The following is a 17,602-nucleotide window of genomic DNA, read 5'->3' on the forward strand; positions in this document are numbered from 1 at the left end:
CGCGCCCCTGACGGGGCGCACCGCCTTTCGTCCGGACGGCGAGCCGATCGGTTGGGCGGGCTCGGGCACGACGCTTCCGCAGGTCACCACCCGCCGATGGGGCCTTGGGCCCTTACGTGGGGTGGTCGAGCGGGCCGCAGGCCGGGCAGTCGGGGCGGCGTGGGTGGCGTTGGAGTACGGGGTCGCCGAGCGCCATGAGGTTGATGCCGTAGCGGAAGCCGGGGCGCATCCGCGGGACGCCGGTGAGCAGGGCGATGGCGGCGTGGGCGACGAGCGTGCCGGACAGACCGGCGGTGACGGCGCTCGCCGGATTCCACGGCATGCGGGGCGAGGCGGCGTCCTCGCTCTGGCCGGGGCGCAGCCGCAGATCGCGCCGTGCGTCCTCGCCCGCGCGCTGGCACTCCCAGCAGGGCCCGTCGCCGGGTACGTGGACGCCGGCGGTGACCAGCGGGCCGCGGTAACCGCCCTCCACCCAGGGCAGATTGAGGGCGATGCAGACGCGGTTGGCCCAACGGCGGATCTCCGGCGGCCGGTCGGCGCCGAGGACCAGCAGATCGTACGGTGACCGACCGCCGCCGTCCGGGGCGAGGAGCGCGGCGAGGGCGTCGGGGCCGCGGATCTCCCGCCGTTCACCGGTGACGGTGACATCGGAGTTGAGGGCGCGCAGCGCGGCCACCGCCGCGTCGGCTTTCGGCCGCCCGATGTCGGCCTCGCGGTAGAGCGTCTGCCGGTTGAGGTTGGACAGTTCCACGACGTCGGGGTCGACGGTGTGGACGTGACCGACGCCGGAGGCGACCAGTGCCTGCGCGGCCATGCCGCCCGTGCCGCCGACGCCGAGGACCAGCACGCGGGCGCCCGCCAGGCGCAGTTGGGCGTTCCACGGGCTGGCCCGTGAGCTGAGGTCCATCCAGCGCAGCAGCGCGACACCGCGGGCGTGCCGTACGCGGTCGCGGTCGACGAGCCCCGCGGGCAGCGGCGCCGCCGCGTCGTCCACGAAACCCGCCTCCCGTAAGTCCGCCATCGCGGAGCCGATCGTGGCGGCGGGCAGGAGTAAGCGGGGGTGCGCGGCGGCGACTTCGGCGGCGATCTGCGCCGCGGTGCGTGTGCCGTCCATCGCCTCGGTAAGGGTCCAGATCCAGCCGTCAGGGTCCTCGATCTCGGCGCCGATCCCGTAGATCACACTGCCGATCCTGACGTTGCCGTCGGCGGTGCGATAGGCCTGGTGTTCGGGTTTGATCCGCGGCCTGAGCAGCGCCTCGGAGTCATCGGTGTGCGGTTCGGTGTGCGGTGGTGCCGTCATCAGCCGACCCCCTCGTGCTCCGCCCGTACGCATGAGTACGTACGGACCTTGACACTGTCGCCGGGCCGCCGGAGCCTGGCAAGGTGCGGGGGAATCAGTGGGGGATCCAGGGGCCAAACCGTTCAACTCCTCAGCGCTGCACCCTGCTTGGACAGAGAGGAGTCACCGTGGCGAACACCACTCTCGTCATCCGACGGCTGGACAAGGAAGAGACCACCGGCGACAGCAACTCCAACGGCACGTGACGTCGGACGCCGACGCCTATCCCAGCGTCGCGGAGGTCGCAGCGGCGGCCTCCGCGTTCGCGTACTCGCGGCCCGTGCTGAGCACCCTGCGGGTGGTCGGCCGGTCCCGGCAGGGGCGTCCGCTGCATCTGCTGACCGTCGGGCGCGGCCGGCGGCACATCCTGGTCGTCGCGGGCCCGCACTCCGACGAGCGCGTCGGGCCCGCGACCGCGCTGCGGCTGGCGCACCGGGTCGCCGCCGACAGCCGCCTGCACGCCGGGGCGGGCGCCTCCTGGCACTTCCTGCTCTGTCTCGACCCGGACGGGACCGTACGCAGCGAGGCCGGGCCGCCTGTGCGGCGCACGCCCGCCGAGCACTTCCGGCACGCGTATCGTCCGCCCGCCGACGAACAGCCCGAGTGGGCACCGTCGATCCGGCCGCCGGACGACCAACTCCCCGAGTCCCAGGCGCTGGTGAGCCTCATCGACGAGCTGCGGCCGGAGTTGCAGTGCTCGCTGCACGGCAACGACCTCGGCGGCAGTTGGGTCCAACTCACGCGTGACATACCGGGGTTGGCCGAACCTCTCGGCAAGCTCTCCGCCGAGCGGGACGTGCCCGTGCAGACCGGCACGTACGACGCCCTGTACTGGACGGTGTCGGGGCCCGGCGTCTATCTGATGCCCGCGCCTGGCCAGCGCGCCCAGTTCGAGAACCTGCCCGAGGACGTCAACCGCTCGACCTGGATCCGCCCGCACCGCTACGGCGGGATGACCGCGCTCTTCGAGGTCCCGATGTGGGCCAGCCGCGATGTCGCCGACACCACGGCGCACCCGGACCCGGCCCACGCCCTCGCGGCTCTCGCCGCGCTTCTGCGCCGCCACGCCGACCGTACCCACGCCCTGCTCGACGCCGTACGGCCGCTGGTCCCCGACCCCGGCTCCCCTGCCACCCGCCCCCTCCTGCGCATCACCGGCGGCATGCCCACCATCATGCGCAGCGTCGCCGACGACTGGGACGGGCTCCACCCCTCCCCCGTCCCCCTCACCGTCGCGCACCTCAACGCACTCGACATCGCCGCCCGCCGCATCTCCCTGCGCGCCACCGGGATCATGCTCCGCCTCCTCGACGGCCGCGGCGGCTCCGCCGCGCGCACCCTCCACGACGCCTGTTCCGCCCAGCACGCCCGGTGGGCGGCCGAGTTGGCCGCCGGTCATGAGTTGACGTGGGTGCCCGTCCCCGACCAGGTTGACCTTCAGTCGGAAACAGTTCTCGCCGCCTTCCGCCTCCTCAACGAAACCTGACCCCCGTCCGGGGCGCGCCCCCACCCCGGCGCCCTTGCGCGGGCCTGTTTTTCATGGGTGCGACCCATCGCGGTGCCTTTGCGCAGGGTCATGCTTGTAGGGGCGCGGGGAAAACTGCCCCGTTGGGGCGGGTGGTGACCTGCGGGAGCGCTTCGGCGGGCCGCGCAGTTCCTCCCCCGACCTTCGGCCGGGAGGTGCCCCAGCGCTCCTTCGGGGCACGACCCGCCGTGCGAACACCGCGCCACCGTTGTGGCTGAGCGCGCGGTTCCTCCCCCGACCTTCGGCCGGGAGGTGCCCCCGGCGCCCTAAAAGGATCGGCCCACCGCCCCGGTGGAGGAACCGAACCGGGCCGCCCGGCCGCCGGGGGCGTACCCCCGAGGGGGCCTACACCGCCGCGGTAGCGGCAAGTTCGGCGGCGACGAGCTCGGCCACCTGAACGGCGTTCAAAGCGGCCCCCTTGCGAAGGTTGTCGTTCGAGACGAAAAGCGCGAGCCCGTTCTCGACGGTCTCGTCGAGGCGGATGCGGCCGACGTACGACGGATCGCGTCCGGCGGCCTGAAGCGGCGTGGGAATCTCGGAGAGCTCGACGCCGGGTGCGGACCGCAGAAGGTCATAGGCCCGGGCGACGCCGAGCGGCCGGGAGAAGCGGGCGTTGAGCTGGAGGGAGTGGCCGGAGAAGACGGGGACGCGTACGCAGGTGCCGGAGACCTTGAGCTCGGGGATCTCGAGGATCTTGCGCGACTCGTTGCGCAGCTTCTGCTCCTCGTCGGTCTCGAAGCTGCCGTCGTCGACGAGGTTGCCCGCGAGGGGGACGACGTTGAAGGCGATGGGCCGGGCGTAGACGGCGGGCTCGGGGAAGGCGACGGCGCCGCCGTCGAAGGTGAGCCGGTCCGCGGATTCGACGACCTTGGTCGCCTGGCCGTGCAGCTCGGCGACGCCGGACAGGCCGGAGCCGGAGACGGCCTGGTAGGTGGTGGCGACCAGGGCGGTCAGCCCCGCCTCGGCGTGCAGCGGGCGCAGCACCGGCATCGCGGCCATGGTGGTGCAGTTCGGGTTGGCGATGATGCCCTTGGGGCGGTGGGCGATGGCGTGCGGGTTGACCTCGGAGACGACCAGGGGGACATCGGGGTCGCGCCGCCAGGCGGAGGAGTTGTCGATGACGACCGCGCCCTGGGCGGCGACCTTCTCGGCGAGGGCGCGGGAGGTGGCGCCGCCCGCGGAGAACAGCACGATGTCCAGGCCGCTGTAGTCGGCGGTGGACGCGTCCTCGACGGTGATCTCGCCGTCGGCCCACGGCAGAGTGCTCCCGGCGGACCGGGCGGAGGCGAACAGCCGCAGCTCCGTCACCGGGAACGCGCGCTCGGCCAGCACCTTGCGCATGACCGAGCCGACCTGTCCGGTCGCTCCGACGATTCCGATCCTCATCCGGCTCTCTCCGATCGATGTGTGCCGTTCCGTACGGCTGCGTGCCGTTCCGTACGGCTGCGTGCCCGCCCGGTCGAGTATCCCCCGAGGCGGGAGCGGGGCGGCGGGGCATTTCAGGGGACGAGACGCAGCCTGGTCAGCGCGTCGTCCACGGTGGCTGGCGTCGGGGGCAGCAGCGGCAGCCGTACGTCGGGGGTCGGGATGCGGCCCTCGGCGTGCAGCACGGCCTTGATGACGGTCGGATTCGGCGCGCGGAAGAGGGCGGCGGCCAGGGCGGCGAGGCGGTGGCCGAGGGCCGTGTCCCCCTTGGCGTCGCCCATGGCCGCGGCCTCCGCCAGCTCGGCCCAGCGGGCGGTGGCCAGGTGCGCGGAGGCGAGGATGCCGCCGGGGGCGCCGAGGGCGAACAGGGCGGGCGCGAAGATGTCGTCGCCCGCGAGGATCTCGAAGCCGTCCGGGTGATCGCCGAGCAGGTCGACGGTCTCGGCGTCGATGCCGCCGGTGGCGTACTTCACACCGGCCACGCCCGGCAGCGCGGCCAGCTCGCGCAGGGTGCGGGCGGTCAGCGGCTGCCCGGTGCGGTACGGCACGTGGTAGACGATCAGCGGTACGGGACCGGCCGCGGCCAGTGCCGCGAAGTGGGCGAGGACCCCGGCCTCGCCCGGCCGGGAGAAGGACGGCACCGTGGCCAGTACGGCGTCAGGCACCACCGGCGCCCCGGCGAGCGCCCCCAGCTCCCGTACGGCCGCCGCCGTGGCGCCGCCGGCCGCGCCGAGCACGAAACGCGCGCCGTGCTCGCGGCAGACCCGGCCGACGACCGCCGTCACCTCGGCGCGCTCCCCGGGGTCGAGGGCGGCGGCCTCCGCGGTCGTGCCGAGCGCCACGAGCCCGGCCGCGCCGTCCCGCAGCACCTCGTGCGCGAGCCCTTCGAGGGCGCCCACGGCGACCCGGCCCTGTGTGTCGAACGGCGTGACCAGCGGTACGAGGATCATGTCCGCGAGTCTGACCCGAGCCCATGGCGAAGGTCCAGTTAATTGTCGTGCACGGAACCGTTAAGCAGCGCTACTCTCCCGCGCATGTACGAGATCTCCGCGGACCCGGCCCGCCTCGACGTCCCCCGCATCCACGACTGGCTCTCCACCGACGCCTACTGGGCCCTGGGTCGCACCCTCGCCACCCAGCAGGCCGCCATCGACGGCTCCCTCAACTTCGGCGCCTACCACCCCGCCACCGGCGCCCAGCACGCCTACGCCCGCGTCGTCACCGACCTCGCGACCTTCGCCTACCTCTGCGACGTCTACGTCGACCCCGCCACCCGCGGCCAGGGCCTCGGCACCACCCTCGTCACCGCCATCCGCGACCACCTCACCCCCTACGGCCTGCGCCGCGTCGTCCTCGCCACCGCCGACGCCCACGCCGTCTACGCCAAAGTCGGCTTCACCCCCCTCACCGACCCCGACAACTGGATGACCCTGGGCCTCAGTTAGCGAGCCCGCAAGCGGTGGTCGCGTCTCACGGGCCGCCCGCCCAGTCCAGCTTCCCTGCCGCCACGACGAGGTCCGCCGTCCCGACCACCACCGGATACGGGCCGACGTCACGCAGCCGTGCCACCCGGTCCTCGGAACGCGCGTAGCCGAGGAAGGGGACGCCGGCGGCCAGCGCGGCCACCGCGTCCCGTGGCGAGTCGCCGATGGCCAGGCAGTCCTCCGGAGCCGCCTCCATGGCCGTCATGGCACGCAGCAGGCAGTCGGGGTCGGGCTTCATCCGGGCCGGGTCGTCCGGGTCGCGGCCGAAGACCCGCCCGTTGAAACAGCCCTCCAGGTCGTGGTTCTTGAGATACGTCTCCACGGCCGCGAGCGCGTTGTTGGTCGTGATCGCCAGCATTCGCCCGCTGTCGGCGACCGCCCGTACGAACACGTCGGCGCCCGGTGTCGGCACCGCGGACGCGGCGGCCTCCTGCTCGCCCAGCGCGAGCAGGCCCTCCAGGACGGCGTGCGTCCCCCGGTCCCATGGCCGCGCGAGCAGCCAGTGCGGGTCGGTGCCGGCCGCCAGGGCCGGATTCCGGTCATGCCGCTGGCCCGCCGGGAGCAGGCCGCGCCCCGCCAGAAAATCCCGCATCCGCCGCGCGATGTCGGCGGCCGGACTGCCGCCGAACAGGCGGCAGACAGGGCCGTCGAAGTCCAGCAGCAGAAAGCGGGCCCGGTTGAGCAGGGCGTACAGGCCGGGTTCCGGCGCGTCCAAGCGCTGTGGTGTCACGGGACGATTGTCGGCCGCCCGGCGATCTCCCGACGGCATACCCGCGAAGTCCCGTGCCGTCAAAAGGCGTCGGGCGATGTCCTGAATGACGTCCCCGCGACATCCGTACGGCCTCCACGCGACGCCCGGATGGCGTGAGACGTCACGGGGTCGCGAACACCCTCAGCACCGGCCGCCATGTCGTGATCACGTCCCTGCCGCCCGACCACCGGCGCAACTCCCGCATGCTCCTGCCGTCGTGCGCGAAGCCGAGGAAGTGCACCTTCGCGGCCTCGGCGGCGGTGGCGTCCGCCGCTGAGTCGCCGATCATCAGGCAGTTCTCCGGCCGTACGCCGAGGCTGTCCACCGCCCGGAGCAGGCAGTCGGGGTGCGGCTTCATCCGGGCCGGGTCGTCCGGGTCGCGGCCGAAGACCCGGCTGTCGAAGTAGGTGTCCAGGGACCTGTCCTTGAGATACGCGTTCACTGCCGCCGGTGAGTTGTTGGTCGTGACGGCCAGCGTTCTGCCGCTGTGTGCACTCGCCCTGACCACGTCCTCGGCTCCCGGCGTGGGCAGCGCGCTGTGCGCCGCGGCTTCCTCCTCCTCCGCCAGCAGCTTCTCCAGCGCGGCCGACAGACCGCGGTCGGTGACCGCGCGCAGTATCCGGGCCGGATTGGCACTGCCCGCGGCCTCGGGACCGAGCACCACACCCTGCCGGGCGAGCTCAAGGTGCATCAACTCGGCTATCCCGGGAGCCGGACGGCCCCGGAAGAGGTCGCAGAGCGGTCCGTCGAAGTCCAGCAGCAGGCACTCCGCGTGGGCGAAGATGCGGCGCAGTTCGGGCTCGGACGGTCCGGCGTACTCAGAAGTCACTTGACGAGTGTCATGGTCCGCACGGGCCTTGGCCAGAGCGTGTCGCAGCAGCGCTGCCCCCGTGGGACGCCTTCCACTCCTGCCGCCACCACGCGTCGAAGACATCCTCGACGGCCTGCCGAGGCGGCGCCTTCTCGATGCCGAGCGGTTCGAGCGCCGCGTCAAGTGCCTTGCGCACCAAGGCCGCTGTGCCGCGCAGCCGGAGGCAGGCGGTGTCCGTGCCCGGTGTGTCCGGCGACTCGACCAGCCGGGTAGCCGCCCTTATGACGTCGGTGCACAGCGACTGGACACGCTTGTACGCCCGGTAGTGGGGCAGGTCGTCGCGCGCACCGGCAGAGGCATCGGGGCCGACCGCCCGCTCCCAGCGGCGGACCATCTCCAGTTCCTGCTCCGGGTAGTACGCCATGAGGTGCAGGTGGGTGGCGAGGTCGTACAACGGGTCGCCGATCAGGGCCAGTTCCCAGTCGATCGTCCAGAGCGCGCCCACCCGGTCCACGATGAAGTTCTTCCGGTGCAGGTCGCCGTGGAGCAACGCACGCGGTCGGTCGGTGAGTTCGGGTTCAGCCCGCGCGAAGGCGTTCAGGGCGTTGCCGGGCACTCCCAGTTCGACGAGCAGATCGTGCAGCGACGCCCGTTGCCGCCCTTCGTAGGCGTGCCGGACGGTGAAGTGGGTCAGACCGCGCAGGAAGGCGGTGGACCCGCCCTTGCCCGAGCGGGTGAGATCCTGCTCCCGGCCCTCGCAGCCGCACGGCGCGGGCTGCCCACCGTGCGCGGCCAGCGGTTCTGCGTCAAGGGCGGCGAGCGAGCGGAAGAGGTCCTCGATCTGGCGCAGGAACCGCTCGGCCACCCGGCCGCCGCGGCTGTCCGGCGCACGGTCCAGGGTGACGCCCTCGATGAAGCCGAGAAAGGCCATCCGGTGCCCCTGGACGTCGAGTTCGCGCACTTGGGGGATGTACGGAAACAGGTCTCTGTGGCGTTCGTTCAGCCGGCGCAGCAGCAGGTCCTCCGAGCTGAACCAGCGCATGTCGTACCAGTAGACGCCCTCGCGCGGCTCGCGGAGTTTGAGCCTGCGGAAGTCCGTCGCGAACGGTGACCCCGGATCGAGGAGCACGGCATAGGTCTGGTGGTGATAGCCCTTGAGGGGCCCTTCCACCAGTTCGGCCCCCACGGCCTTCGCCTGGTGGTCCACGCCTGGCAGTTCCGCCGCGCTGGTCGTGGTGGTCAAAGCGCTCCTCGCCGGTCCCGAACGGGCCACGTCATCGACGTATGGTCACGTATCGCGGATGGCGTCACCGCCGTCTTGGCTGATTCGAGACCGTTCAAGGCCCGCCCGCCCTTTCGGCACCCCTACTGGCACCCCTTCCGGCACGACTTGCGAGGAACGTTCACTCGAGGAGTGACAGAGGCTGCGCGATGGTTGACCAGAGCGAGTCGAACCACTGCTGGGACTCGGTGACGAACTGAGTGCCCGGCGCGTACTCCTCCTCCGGATCACGTCGGTACGGGAAGAGCTTCGCGCTGATGCCGAGGACGTCGTAGATGTTGCCCTTGCCCCGCTGGCCGAACTCGACCTCACGGTCGATTATTTGATAGTGGCCGAACAGTGCCGTGTGCCCGTTGACGAGATACAGCTTGTGCAACGGGGTGATCGGCACGGCGCGCACCTCGATCACCTGTTCAATGTCCGGCCTGAGTTCCTCCACGGCCACAAAGGCGGAGCGCAGGGTGAGGACATGGGCGCGGACGAGTTGTCGTAGCCGCCACAGCGGGCGCTCGTCGTCCGGGTCACCGACCAACTGGGGGATCGCCAGGCGTGCGTCCAGGCTCGGCAGCAGCAGCCGGAGCCTGATCGAGACCGGGTTCAATTCCCTGTTCTGGACCCGCATCAGGGGTGCCACAAGCGCGCGGCTGAGGGTTTCCGTGGTGAGCGAGTAGGCATCGATGGTGACGTGGCGTTCCTCGAACGCCGCGGCTATGTGGGCCCGCAGGGACTTCGGCGCGGTCTCCGGCTCCTGCGACCGCGTACCGTCATAGCGCTCTTCCCACGGCAGCACCTCGGACGGCCGTCCACGCTGGTTGTCGATGAAGCCGTCGTCGCGGAGCACACCGAGGGCGCGTTGGATGGTGGGCCGCGAGACGCTGAAACGGTCTTCCAACTCCGCCTGCGGAGGGATGCGTTCACCAACCGCGTAGCGGCCGTCAAGGATCTCACCGCGCAGGACATCCGCGATGTGCCGGTAGGGCGGTCGGGAACCGTTGGTTCCGGGCTCTTCCTCGTCCACAGGACCACGCTACAACTTCCGGACAGGCAAGGCTGCTTACCTGACCCAAGTTTATCGATCTCGGCCAACTGGGCACACCCTTGATAGAGGCAGCCTCTCTCAACTTCTCATCCGGGTAGTGAAGTTGAATGATCCAGCCTCATCGGGGGTCGCCAACTTCCCGTCCGACGGCGTGCGGGACATCGCAGCCACCCGCCTTCTGCAAAAGCGCAGAGTCGCGAAGGAGGGATCGGTCATGCTCGCTCTCAGTTTGTGCGCATATGCCTTCGAAGAGATCATCCAGTGGCGTTACGGCGCGGCAGGGGCCATCGCCGTCGGGCTGGTGGGACTCGGTCACAAGATGCGGAACACCACGTTCACCTGCATAGGGATCACCGCGATAGCGCTGTTGCTGGCGCAGTAACGGGCCGCGGAAAAAACGGGTGACGGGTAACGGGTCAGCGCGGGGATCAGAAGATGTCGGGGCACCAGGGCCGGCGTGGGGTGCGGAACAGGGCGTCGGCTGTCCTGGCCGCACCCGTTCGGTGTTCGGAGACACGGCCGAGGGCGGCGAGGCGGACCGGGGACTCGTCGCCGAGGTAGAGGCAGCCGAGGTCGGCGACGGACAGGGAGAGGTCGGCGGAGGCCGAGGTGGGGGTGCAGGAGGCGGCGCCCGAGGGCGAGGTCTCCAGGAGGAAACGGCCGCCGGCCAGGCCCGCGGGGTCGTGGACGTCGAGCACGAGGGCGGCGGGGCCCCCCGCGTAGGTGCGGGCGGACAGGGCGGCGGGCACGTCGAGCAGCCGCAGCCACATGAAGTCGGCGTAGGTCTCGGTGCGGGCGGCGCGCGGGTCGCCGAGGAGCAGCGGCAGGAGGTCGTCGGGCGCGCGGTGGCCGGACTTCAGCAGCGTCACCCAGTCCAGCGCGAGCAGGAAGCGCCACAGCGCGGTCTCGGCGGCCGGGGAGGCGGCGATCAGCCCGTGCACGCTCAGCTCGACCTTGGGGAACTTGCCGGGCCAGTGCTCTTCCTTGGCGCCGTACGCGGCCAGGCCGTCGACCCGGCCGTCGGCGTCGCGGTAGACCACGAAGAAGGGTTCGGTCCACGGCTGGGAGTCCAACGGCCGCTGTCCGGTGTTGACTTCCCACCAGTAGGGGGTGCGGTTGATCGCCCCGGGCGTCAGCGCGCGGACCCGCTCGTGCAGCGCGGGGCCGACCTTGCGTACGTCCTCGACGGTCACGAGGTCCACCCGGCCGCCGTCCGTCGGGCCCGCCCAGCGCCGGTCGAGGCCCGCGCGCGGCACGTCGATCTCCCAGTCCGTCACCCAGGTCGCCGCGCCGAAGCCGTACCGTCCGTAGATCGGATATTCGGCCGCGACCAGGATCGACACCGGCTCGCCGCGCTCCTTGGCGGCGGCCAGGTCGGCCGCCATCATCCGGCTGGCCAGGCCGCGGCGGCGGTGCGTGCCGGTCACGGACACATTGGTGACGGCGGAGGCCGCGACGGCCGCGCCGCCGGGCACGGTGAGCTGACGCGGCATGCTGCGGAAGGTCGCCACGCAGCGGCCCTGGTCGAAAGCGCCCTGCGTACGGCTCAGGTCGAACGCGGCCCTGCGGGCCTCGACTTCCGCCGCGCTCACCGAGGGCGCGAGATGGAAGCCGGCGAGCTTGGCCCGCACCCAGTCGGCGACGTCGGATTCGGCCAGCGTGCGGATCTCAGGGCTCGAGGTCATACGCGCACGCTACGGACGCCCCCGGCCGTCCGCACGCGAATTTTCGGCCGGGGAGCCGTGGACGCGCCGAACCGCCGTCACCACGCGCCGACGCGCCCTCCCCGCGCCGAACCGCCGTCACCACGCGCCGAACCGCCCCCACCCGCCCGACAGCACCGCCCACCACGCGCCGAACCGCCCCCATCCGCCCGACAGCACCGCCCTCACCCGTCCGACAGCAGGTCGTCCACCTTCGCCTCGCCCTCCCGGTACCGCCGGGTGATCTCCGCGCTGCACCCGTCCACCGTCTGCTGGAGTGCCTGACGGCGGCGTGAGACCTGCTGCTCGTTGCGGACCAGGCGGCCCATCGCCGCGTCCAGCTCCGGGTCGGTGCGGGCGTCGAGGTCGGACAGCTCCACTTCGGCGAGCATGTCCTCGGCGAGCTGCCGCACCCGCTCGGTCAGCGGGGTGCCGAGCGTGACGTGGCGGGCGGAGGAACGGACCCGCGAAGGCCCGTCGGTCAGGATCTCCGAGAGCCGGTCGAGCACGGGCGACGTACTCGGCGCGTCGGGGCCCTGCCCCGCGGACGTACCGCGCGCGTCCCGCCCGCTGCGCCTGGCCTGCTCGGCCTGGAGGATGTCGATCCTGCCGTGCAGCATCCGCCGCAGATACGACAGGTCGGCCTCCTCCTGCTGCGCGTCCCTGCGCAGGGCGCGCAGCGCGCCCAGGTCGAGCGCGCCGAGGTCGGGCGCGGGCAGGTCGGCGAGCGGGTTGCGCGGCGCGGGCGTGCGCAGCGGACCCCGTGAACCCAGCGGACCAGATCCGTCGGCCTTCAGCATGCGGTGGCCCTTCGTGGTGGGCGCCGTCGGTACGGCAGTGCCGGAAGTCTCTCCAGCGCCGGAAGTGGTCATGCCTGTTGTCCCCTCCGTGGCGGCGCCTGCGCCGCCACCCTTCCGATGCTGCCACTTGCCCCTGTCACCCCGCAGCGACTCTGCACCCGAACGGCCGTCGCAACTGTTGTGCGAAGCCGCCGACCGGGCGTACGTTCCCCTCCCCGCGCTCCCCCTCACCCGTGTGGGTGGCGTGCGGGCGCGGCAGGCCACAATGGGCGCATGCGAGCGGTGGCCCAGCGGGTGAGCGAAGCGGAAGTCGTGGTCGACGGGGAGAGCGTCGGTGCCATTGCGGGGCCCGGCCTGTGCGTCCTGGTCGGCGTGACGCACGACGACACGAAGGAGAAGGCCGCGGCGCTGGCCCGCAAGTTGTGGACGCTGCGGATCCTGCCCGACGAGCGATCCTGCTCCGACATCGGCGGCCCGCTGCTCGTCATCAGCCAGTTCACGCTTTACGGTGACGCCCGGAAGGGTCGCCGCCCCACCTGGAACGCCGCGGCGCCCGGCGACCTCGCCGAACCCCTGGTCGACGAGGTCGTCGCCCAGCTCAGGGCGCTCGGCGCGACCGTCGAAACGGGCCGGTTCGGCGCGGACATGAAGGTCTCGCTGACGAACGACGGCCCGTTCACGGTGGTCATCGACATGTGAGGCGGGGGCAGGTGAGAGGGGCTTACGGCGCCCGCGTGCCCGAAACGGCCTCACCGCACCCGCGCCCCGAAAAGCCACACGCGCCAACGGACCTACGGCGCCACGACCGTCTCCTGCGACGCCGCCGTCTGCTCCGCCATGAGCACCGCGTCCTCCGGCGTGTTCCGCTTCACCAGGGCCAGTGCGATCGGCCCCAGCTCCCAGTGCCGGGCCGAGGACGTGACGAAGCCGATCGCGCGGCCGTCCTCGCCGTCCGAGGCGAGCCGGACCGGGGCGCCGTGGCCCGGCAGCCGCACCTCGCTGCCGTCCAGGTGCAGAAAGACCAGGCGGCGCGGCGGGCGGCCGAGGTTCTGGACGCGGGCGACCGTCTCCTGTCCGCGGTAGCAGCCCTTCTGGAGGTGCACCGCGGTCTCCAGCCAGCCCAGCTCGTGCGGGATCGTACGATGATCGGTCTCCAGGCCCAGCCGCGGCCGGTGCGCCTCGATGCGCAGCGCCTCCAAGGCCAGCGCGCCGATCGGCGGCGCGGCCTTCGCGGCGAAGGCTTCCAGCTCGGCGCGCGGCACGAAGACGTCCCGGCCGTACGCGGTCTCCCGTACCGCCCACTCCGACGGCACCGCCGTGATCGAACCGGCGGGCAGGTACACCACCGCGTAAGCGTCCGTGGCGTCCGCGGTCTCGACGCGGTAGAAGAACTTCATGCTCTCCAGGTAGGCGAGCAGCGCGCCCTGCGTGCCGGGCTCGACGTGCATCCAGGTCGTGGTGCCGTCGTCCACCAGGTACAAGGCGTGCTCGATGTGGCCGTTCGCCGACAGGACCAGCGCCTCGGTCGCCTGCCGGGGGGGAAGTTTCTCGACGTGCTGGGTGAGCAGCAGATGCAGCCAGGACAGCCGGTCGTCGCCGGACACCGTCACCACACCGCGGTGCGACTGGTCCACGAAGCCGGTGCCGTCCGCGAGGGTGCGCTGCTCGCGGAAGAGGTCGCCGTAGTGCGCGGCCACTCCCTCGTCGGGGCCCTCGGCGAGGACAGCGCCGGGCAACGACAGCAAAGGACTCTTCTTCACGCCGGTGGTCGCGCCGTCCGTCATGTTCACGCCGTCAGTCATGCCGTCAAGACTACGACTCCGCGCCGGTGCTACGACTCCGCGTCCGAACGCCTGTCCGCGCAGTCCCGGCAGCGGCCGAAGATGGCGAAGTGCTTCATGTCCGTCTCGAAGCCCAGCTCCGCGCGCAGCCCGTCCTTCAGCGGCTCGGCCAGCACGACCGGCACCTCCGTGACGGAGTCGCAGTCGCGGCAGACCAGGTGCATGTGGTCGTGCCGGTCGGCGAGGTGGTACGTGGGGGCGCCGTGGCCGAGGTGGGCGTGGCTGACCAGGTCCAGCTCTTCCAGCAGCTCAAGGGTCCGGTAGACGGTGGAGATATTGATCCCCGAGGCGGTCTTGCGGACCTCGCACAGGATGTCGTCGGGCGTCGCGTGCTCCAGTACGTCCACGGCCTCCAGCACGAGCTGGCGCTGGGGCGTGAGCCGGTAGCCGCGCTGCCGCAGATCGGTCTTCCAGTCGATGGTCACCACACGGCCAGTGTAGGACCGTCCCGGCAAGGCGGCCCTGGCTTCCCCGGCGTACGCGGGGCGCGGACCCAGGCGTACGCGCGATGCCGGGGCGTACGGCTGGCTCCGCCTCCGTGAAGCCCGGCCTACTTGAAGAAGGCGATGCCGTCGTCCGGCAGGTCCTTCAGGTCGGCGGCCCACTCCCGCGGGTCCACGACCTTCTTCAGGTGCGCCGACATGTACGCGCGCAGCGGCACCGCGGGGGTGGCCTTCTCGCCGACCCACATCAGGTCGCTGTTCACGTACCCGTACAGCCGCTTGCCGCCGCTGTAGTCGGGCGCGCCCGCGAGCCGGGCCACGGCGTCCGTGACCAGGTCGATCTGCGGCTTGCCGTCGGCCAGCTCGCCGGTCCAGATCTCCACGACGCCTTCGTCACGCGTGGTGGTGACGTCGACCTTGCGGTCCTTGTCGATCCGCCAGAAGCCGCTCTCGCTCTCCAGCGGCCTGACTTTCTTGCCCGCTTCGTCCAGCACCCACGAGTGCGAGGTGTACTCCAGGAACGGGCGGCCGTCGTGCGTGAAGACGACCTCCTGCCCGAAGTTGCACTTCTCCGAGCCCGGGAAGTCGTGGACGCCCGCGCCCTCCCACCGGCCGAGCAGGAACACCAGCGGTACGAGGTCGGGGTGCAGGTCGGACGGGATCTCGATCATGTCAGCGCTGGCCCTGGTAGAGCTTCTTCACCGCGTAGAACGCGAAGAGCGCGACGCCCAGGCAGACGAGCACGAGCAGGGCGTCGAAGACATACTCAATTTGCACGGGACGTGCTCCTCGGACGGATCATGCGGACGGGCCGCGCACGAGTCTAGTGCGCCGCCCGTCCGAAGGCGCGGCCAGGCCGCGTGACGTGCGCCCCAGCGCCCCGCCCCGCCGCCCCGCTGCCCCGCCGTTCGAGCGCTCAGCCGAGCAGCTGCGCCTGAAGCCGTACGGTCTGGCGGAACGGCACCGCGGGCGTGCCCCGCTTGACGGCCACCTGCCGGCCGGTCGACCGCACGACCAGCGCCGGCGTGTCCCCGGCGTGGACGAAGGCGTACCGCGTCGCCGTGTCGTCGTACGGCGGGGTCTGGGCGTACGCGGAGGCAGTGACGGGGACGGTGACGGGGACGGGGACGGACAGGGAGCCCGACTCCACGGAGTCGTCGCCCTCCTTGCTGTCGACGCCGGGCAGCATGGTGGCCTCGACGGCGCCTTCGGGCAGCGGCAGCAGCAGTGACCTGAGGTCGGCGTAGTGGCGGCCCGAGGGGTTGACGCCCGTGTCCAGCGCGCCCGGCTTGCCCGCGGGCGGCTTCAGCAGCGCCAGCGGCGGAAACGTCCGCCGTCCGTCGTCCGGCGTCTTGAGCCCCGGCACCCTCGTCCGCTCCGGCCGCGTCACCGCGAACGCCGTCGCGAGATGGCTCGGAAGGAGAAGTCGCGCGGCGGGACCTGAGGTCAGTGACCGGTCTTCAGCCGCTGGTACTGGGCGTCGAGCAGGCGCTGGACGAGCGCGGCGGACGGCGGCTTGCCGCCGGTCAGGGTGATCGTGATGTGGACATCGCCCTGGTGGGCGACGGCGACCACGGCGCTGGTGCTCTCGGCCGAGGAGGACTGGAGGTTGTAGGCGCGGGCCGGATAGGCGGTGGTCAGCGGGATCCGGGCGCCCTGGTACGAGTGCTGCGCGTCGTACGCGGCGGTCTGTTCCGCGCTGCCGAAGCGGATCAGCCGGGCACTGACCTCGAAGGCCCCGTCCCCGGTGAGGTACGTGCGGTAGGCGCCGGTGCGGAAGCCGTACGTCTTCAGGGCCGCTCGGGCGTCGGACGGGTCGGAGGCGCTGCCCGCGATGTCGTCGGCGGTGTACGGCGAGCCGTCCGGGTCGCCGTAGACGTCGGCGTCCGAGGGCGCGGGGAGCAGGAAGAAGCGCAGGTCACCGGTGTGGACGCCGTGCGAGACCCGGCCCGATACGCGCGCGGCGGCAGCCGTGGGGGGTGCCGAGGAGGGCGTGGCCGCGCCGGTGATCGGGGCCGCCGCCGCGGCGGAGGGCCTGGCGGCCGGGGCGACGGACGCGTCGGCGTGGCCGGAGGAGGAGCCGAGGGCGACGACCGCCCCCGCTGTCACGGCCGCCACGGCGACCAGTCCGGCCACGGCGCCCAACAGCGCACCACGGCCGCGGCGGCGTACGCCACCGTCGTTCAGTTCCACAGAAGCCCCCCCCGGGCGTACACGCGTGCGATGCACGCGGACTCGCATTATGTCGAGACGACACAGCGGCTTCACAACGAAATTTGCCGACGCCTACGTGACGTACGACACAGATGGAGGGCAGAGGTGCCACCGGTACGGGTGCGGCGCGGCTCAGGGGCGGCTGCGCCTACGCTGGCCGGATGGCGAAGAAGCTCGTGATCAAGGTGACGGCGGGCGCCGACGCGCCCGAGCGGTGCTCGCAGGCGTTCACGGTGGCGGCGGTCGCGGTGGCCAGCGGCGTGGAGGTCTCGCTCTGGCTGACCGGTGAGTCCGCGTGGTTCGCGCTGCCCGGCCGCGCGGCGGAGTTCGAGCTGCCGCACGCGGCGCCGCTGCCGGATCTGATCGACGCGGTGCTCGCCGCCGGCCAGGTCACCCTGTGCTCACAGTGCGCGGCCCGCCGTGACATCAAGGAACAGGACGTCATCGCGGGCGTACGGATCGCGGGCGCGCAGCTCTTCGTCAGCGAGATCATGCCGGACGGCGTGCAGGCGCTGGTCTACTGAGGCGCGGGCGCTACGGCGGACCGCCGCGGTCCAGCTCGTCCCACCACCGGTCGGACTCCGGGTCGCCGGACGAACCGTAGCTCTGGCGCTCGGACCGGGCCGGGGTCATCCTCCGGTGCTCCTCCATCGAGGTCGCGCCGGGCGGGGGCGGGTCCTCGCGCTCTTTCCCGGTCGGCTTCCGCTCCTCGGGGCGCAGCGGCTCCTCGTCCCACCACCGGTCCTCAGGGCCCTTCCGGTTCGCCACGATCGCCGCGACCGGCGGGATCACCATCGCCACCAGGCACATCGCGATGGCCGCCGGCACCGACCAGATGCGGACAACCGACCACGCCATGACGAACAGCACCACGCAGGTGCCCATCATGGCGAAATACCAGTGACGGCGACGTGCGTTCACCCTTCAACGGTACGTCCGCCACGC

The 17,602-nt window shown here is 72.0% G+C and carries 20 protein-coding genes; 5 read left to right on the forward strand and 15 right to left on the reverse strand.

What is annotated here, in order from left to right:
• Positions 1-112 precede the first annotated feature (112 nt).
• On the reverse strand, positions 113-1,237 hold the full coding sequence (locus ACFZBB_RS29050) for a ThiF family adenylyltransferase (protein WP_391128542.1): 1,125 nt from the start codon (positions 1,235-1,237) through the stop codon (positions 113-115).
• A gap of 304 nt (positions 1,238-1,541) precedes the next feature.
• Between ACFZBB_RS29050 and ACFZBB_RS29055 the strand changes: the two genes are divergently transcribed.
• A complete protein-coding gene (locus ACFZBB_RS29055; RefSeq protein WP_391128363.1) occupies positions 1,542-2,825 on the forward strand; it encodes a M14 family zinc carboxypeptidase in 1,284 nt (427 codons plus the stop codon).
• A gap of 384 nt (positions 2,826-3,209) precedes the next feature.
• On the opposite strand, the gene ACFZBB_RS29060 is transcribed toward ACFZBB_RS29055, so the two are convergent.
• Both ACFZBB_RS29060 and ACFZBB_RS29065 read right to left on the reverse strand, forming a co-directional pair.
• A complete protein-coding gene (locus ACFZBB_RS29060; RefSeq protein WP_391128366.1) occupies positions 3,210-4,250 on the reverse strand; it encodes an aspartate-semialdehyde dehydrogenase in 1,041 nt (346 codons plus the stop codon).
• A 113-nt stretch (positions 4,251-4,363) separates the two neighbouring features.
• On the reverse strand, positions 4,364-5,239 hold the full coding sequence (locus ACFZBB_RS29065; protein WP_391128370.1) for a dihydrodipicolinate synthase family protein: 876 nt from the start codon (positions 5,237-5,239) through the stop codon (positions 4,364-4,366).
• A gap of 84 nt (positions 5,240-5,323) precedes the next feature.
• Here ACFZBB_RS29065 and ACFZBB_RS29070 point away from each other — a divergent pair, with 84 nt between their 5' ends.
• The gene (locus ACFZBB_RS29070) at positions 5,324-5,734 is read left to right on the forward strand and encodes a GNAT family N-acetyltransferase (protein ID WP_391128373.1); all 411 of its coding nucleotides are present in this window, start codon (positions 5,324-5,326) and stop codon (positions 5,732-5,734) included.
• Between the two features lie 25 nt (positions 5,735-5,759).
• Here ACFZBB_RS29070 and ACFZBB_RS29075 read toward each other — a convergent pair whose 3' ends face one another.
• From ACFZBB_RS29075 to ACFZBB_RS29090, 4 genes are all read right to left on the reverse strand, one after another.
• Entirely contained in the window at positions 5,760-6,503 is a 744-nt protein-coding gene (locus ACFZBB_RS29075) for an HAD family hydrolase (RefSeq protein WP_391128376.1), read from the reverse strand.
• A 142-nt stretch (positions 6,504-6,645) separates the two neighbouring features.
• Complete coding sequence (locus ACFZBB_RS29080; protein WP_391128378.1) at positions 6,646-7,353, reverse strand: HAD-IA family hydrolase; 708 nt, start codon at positions 7,351-7,353, stop codon at positions 6,646-6,648.
• A gap of 10 nt (positions 7,354-7,363) precedes the next feature.
• On the reverse strand, positions 7,364-8,578 hold the full coding sequence (locus ACFZBB_RS29085) for a phosphotransferase (RefSeq protein WP_391128381.1): 1,215 nt from the start codon (positions 8,576-8,578) through the stop codon (positions 7,364-7,366).
• A 160-nt stretch (positions 8,579-8,738) separates the two neighbouring features.
• Positions 8,739-9,635, reverse strand: coding sequence for a GntR family transcriptional regulator (locus ACFZBB_RS29090; RefSeq protein ID WP_391128384.1), 897 nt, complete (start codon positions 9,633-9,635; stop codon positions 8,739-8,741).
• Positions 9,636-9,870: 235 nt separating this feature from the next.
• On the opposite strand from ACFZBB_RS29090, the gene ACFZBB_RS29095 reads away from it, so the two are divergent.
• On the forward strand, positions 9,871-10,038 hold the full coding sequence (locus ACFZBB_RS29095) for a hypothetical protein (RefSeq protein ID WP_355341949.1): 168 nt from the start codon (positions 9,871-9,873) through the stop codon (positions 10,036-10,038).
• Positions 10,039-10,084: 46 nt separating this feature from the next.
• On the opposite strand, the gene ACFZBB_RS29100 is transcribed toward ACFZBB_RS29095, so the two are convergent.
• Positions 10,085-11,341 (reverse strand): GNAT family N-acetyltransferase, encoded by a 1,257-nt coding sequence (locus ACFZBB_RS29100; protein WP_391128387.1) that lies wholly within the window; start codon positions 11,339-11,341, stop codon positions 10,085-10,087.
• Positions 11,342-11,544: 203 nt separating this feature from the next.
• On the reverse strand, positions 11,545-12,231 hold the full coding sequence (locus ACFZBB_RS29105; protein WP_391128390.1) for an ABC transporter substrate-binding protein: 687 nt from the start codon (positions 12,229-12,231) through the stop codon (positions 11,545-11,547).
• A 201-nt stretch (positions 12,232-12,432) separates the two neighbouring features.
• On the opposite strand from ACFZBB_RS29105, the gene dtd reads away from it, so the two are divergent.
• Complete coding sequence (dtd, locus tag ACFZBB_RS29110) at positions 12,433-12,858, forward strand: D-aminoacyl-tRNA deacylase (protein WP_391128393.1); 426 nt, start codon at positions 12,433-12,435, stop codon at positions 12,856-12,858.
• 92 nt (positions 12,859-12,950) lie between these two features.
• Here the strand turns inward: dtd and ACFZBB_RS29115 are convergent, their stop codons facing one another.
• From ACFZBB_RS29115 to ACFZBB_RS29135, 5 genes are all read right to left on the reverse strand, one after another.
• A complete protein-coding gene (locus ACFZBB_RS29115) occupies positions 12,951-13,961 on the reverse strand; it encodes a YgfZ/GcvT domain-containing protein (RefSeq protein ID WP_391128396.1) in 1,011 nt (336 codons plus the stop codon).
• A 29-nt stretch (positions 13,962-13,990) separates the two neighbouring features.
• On the reverse strand, positions 13,991-14,428 hold the full coding sequence (locus ACFZBB_RS29120) for a transcriptional repressor (protein WP_391128399.1): 438 nt from the start codon (positions 14,426-14,428) through the stop codon (positions 13,991-13,993).
• 122 nt (positions 14,429-14,550) lie between these two features.
• Positions 14,551-15,114, reverse strand: coding sequence for an FABP family protein (locus ACFZBB_RS29125; RefSeq protein ID WP_355341934.1), 564 nt, complete (start codon positions 15,112-15,114; stop codon positions 14,551-14,553).
• A 245-nt stretch (positions 15,115-15,359) separates the two neighbouring features.
• A complete protein-coding gene (locus ACFZBB_RS29130; RefSeq protein WP_391128402.1) occupies positions 15,360-15,809 on the reverse strand; it encodes a hypothetical protein in 450 nt (149 codons plus the stop codon).
• Between the two features lie 80 nt (positions 15,810-15,889).
• On the reverse strand, positions 15,890-16,636 hold the full coding sequence (locus ACFZBB_RS29135) for a hypothetical protein (RefSeq protein ID WP_391128405.1): 747 nt from the start codon (positions 16,634-16,636) through the stop codon (positions 15,890-15,892).
• 182 nt (positions 16,637-16,818) lie between these two features.
• Here ACFZBB_RS29135 and ACFZBB_RS29140 point away from each other — a divergent pair, with 182 nt between their 5' ends.
• Positions 16,819-17,181, forward strand: a complete 363-nt coding sequence (locus ACFZBB_RS29140) for a DsrE family protein (RefSeq protein ID WP_355341920.1) — start codon at positions 16,819-16,821, stop codon at positions 17,179-17,181.
• Between the two features lie 10 nt (positions 17,182-17,191).
• Here ACFZBB_RS29140 and ACFZBB_RS29145 read toward each other — a convergent pair whose 3' ends face one another.
• Positions 17,192-17,578 (reverse strand): DUF3099 domain-containing protein, encoded by a 387-nt coding sequence (locus ACFZBB_RS29145; protein ID WP_391128408.1) that lies wholly within the window; start codon positions 17,576-17,578, stop codon positions 17,192-17,194.
• Positions 17,579-17,602 lie beyond the last annotated feature (24 nt).

This window comes from Streptomyces sp. NPDC008139 (genome assembly GCF_042957025.1).
GTDB lineage: Bacteria > Actinomycetota > Actinomycetes > Streptomycetales > Streptomycetaceae > Actinacidiphila.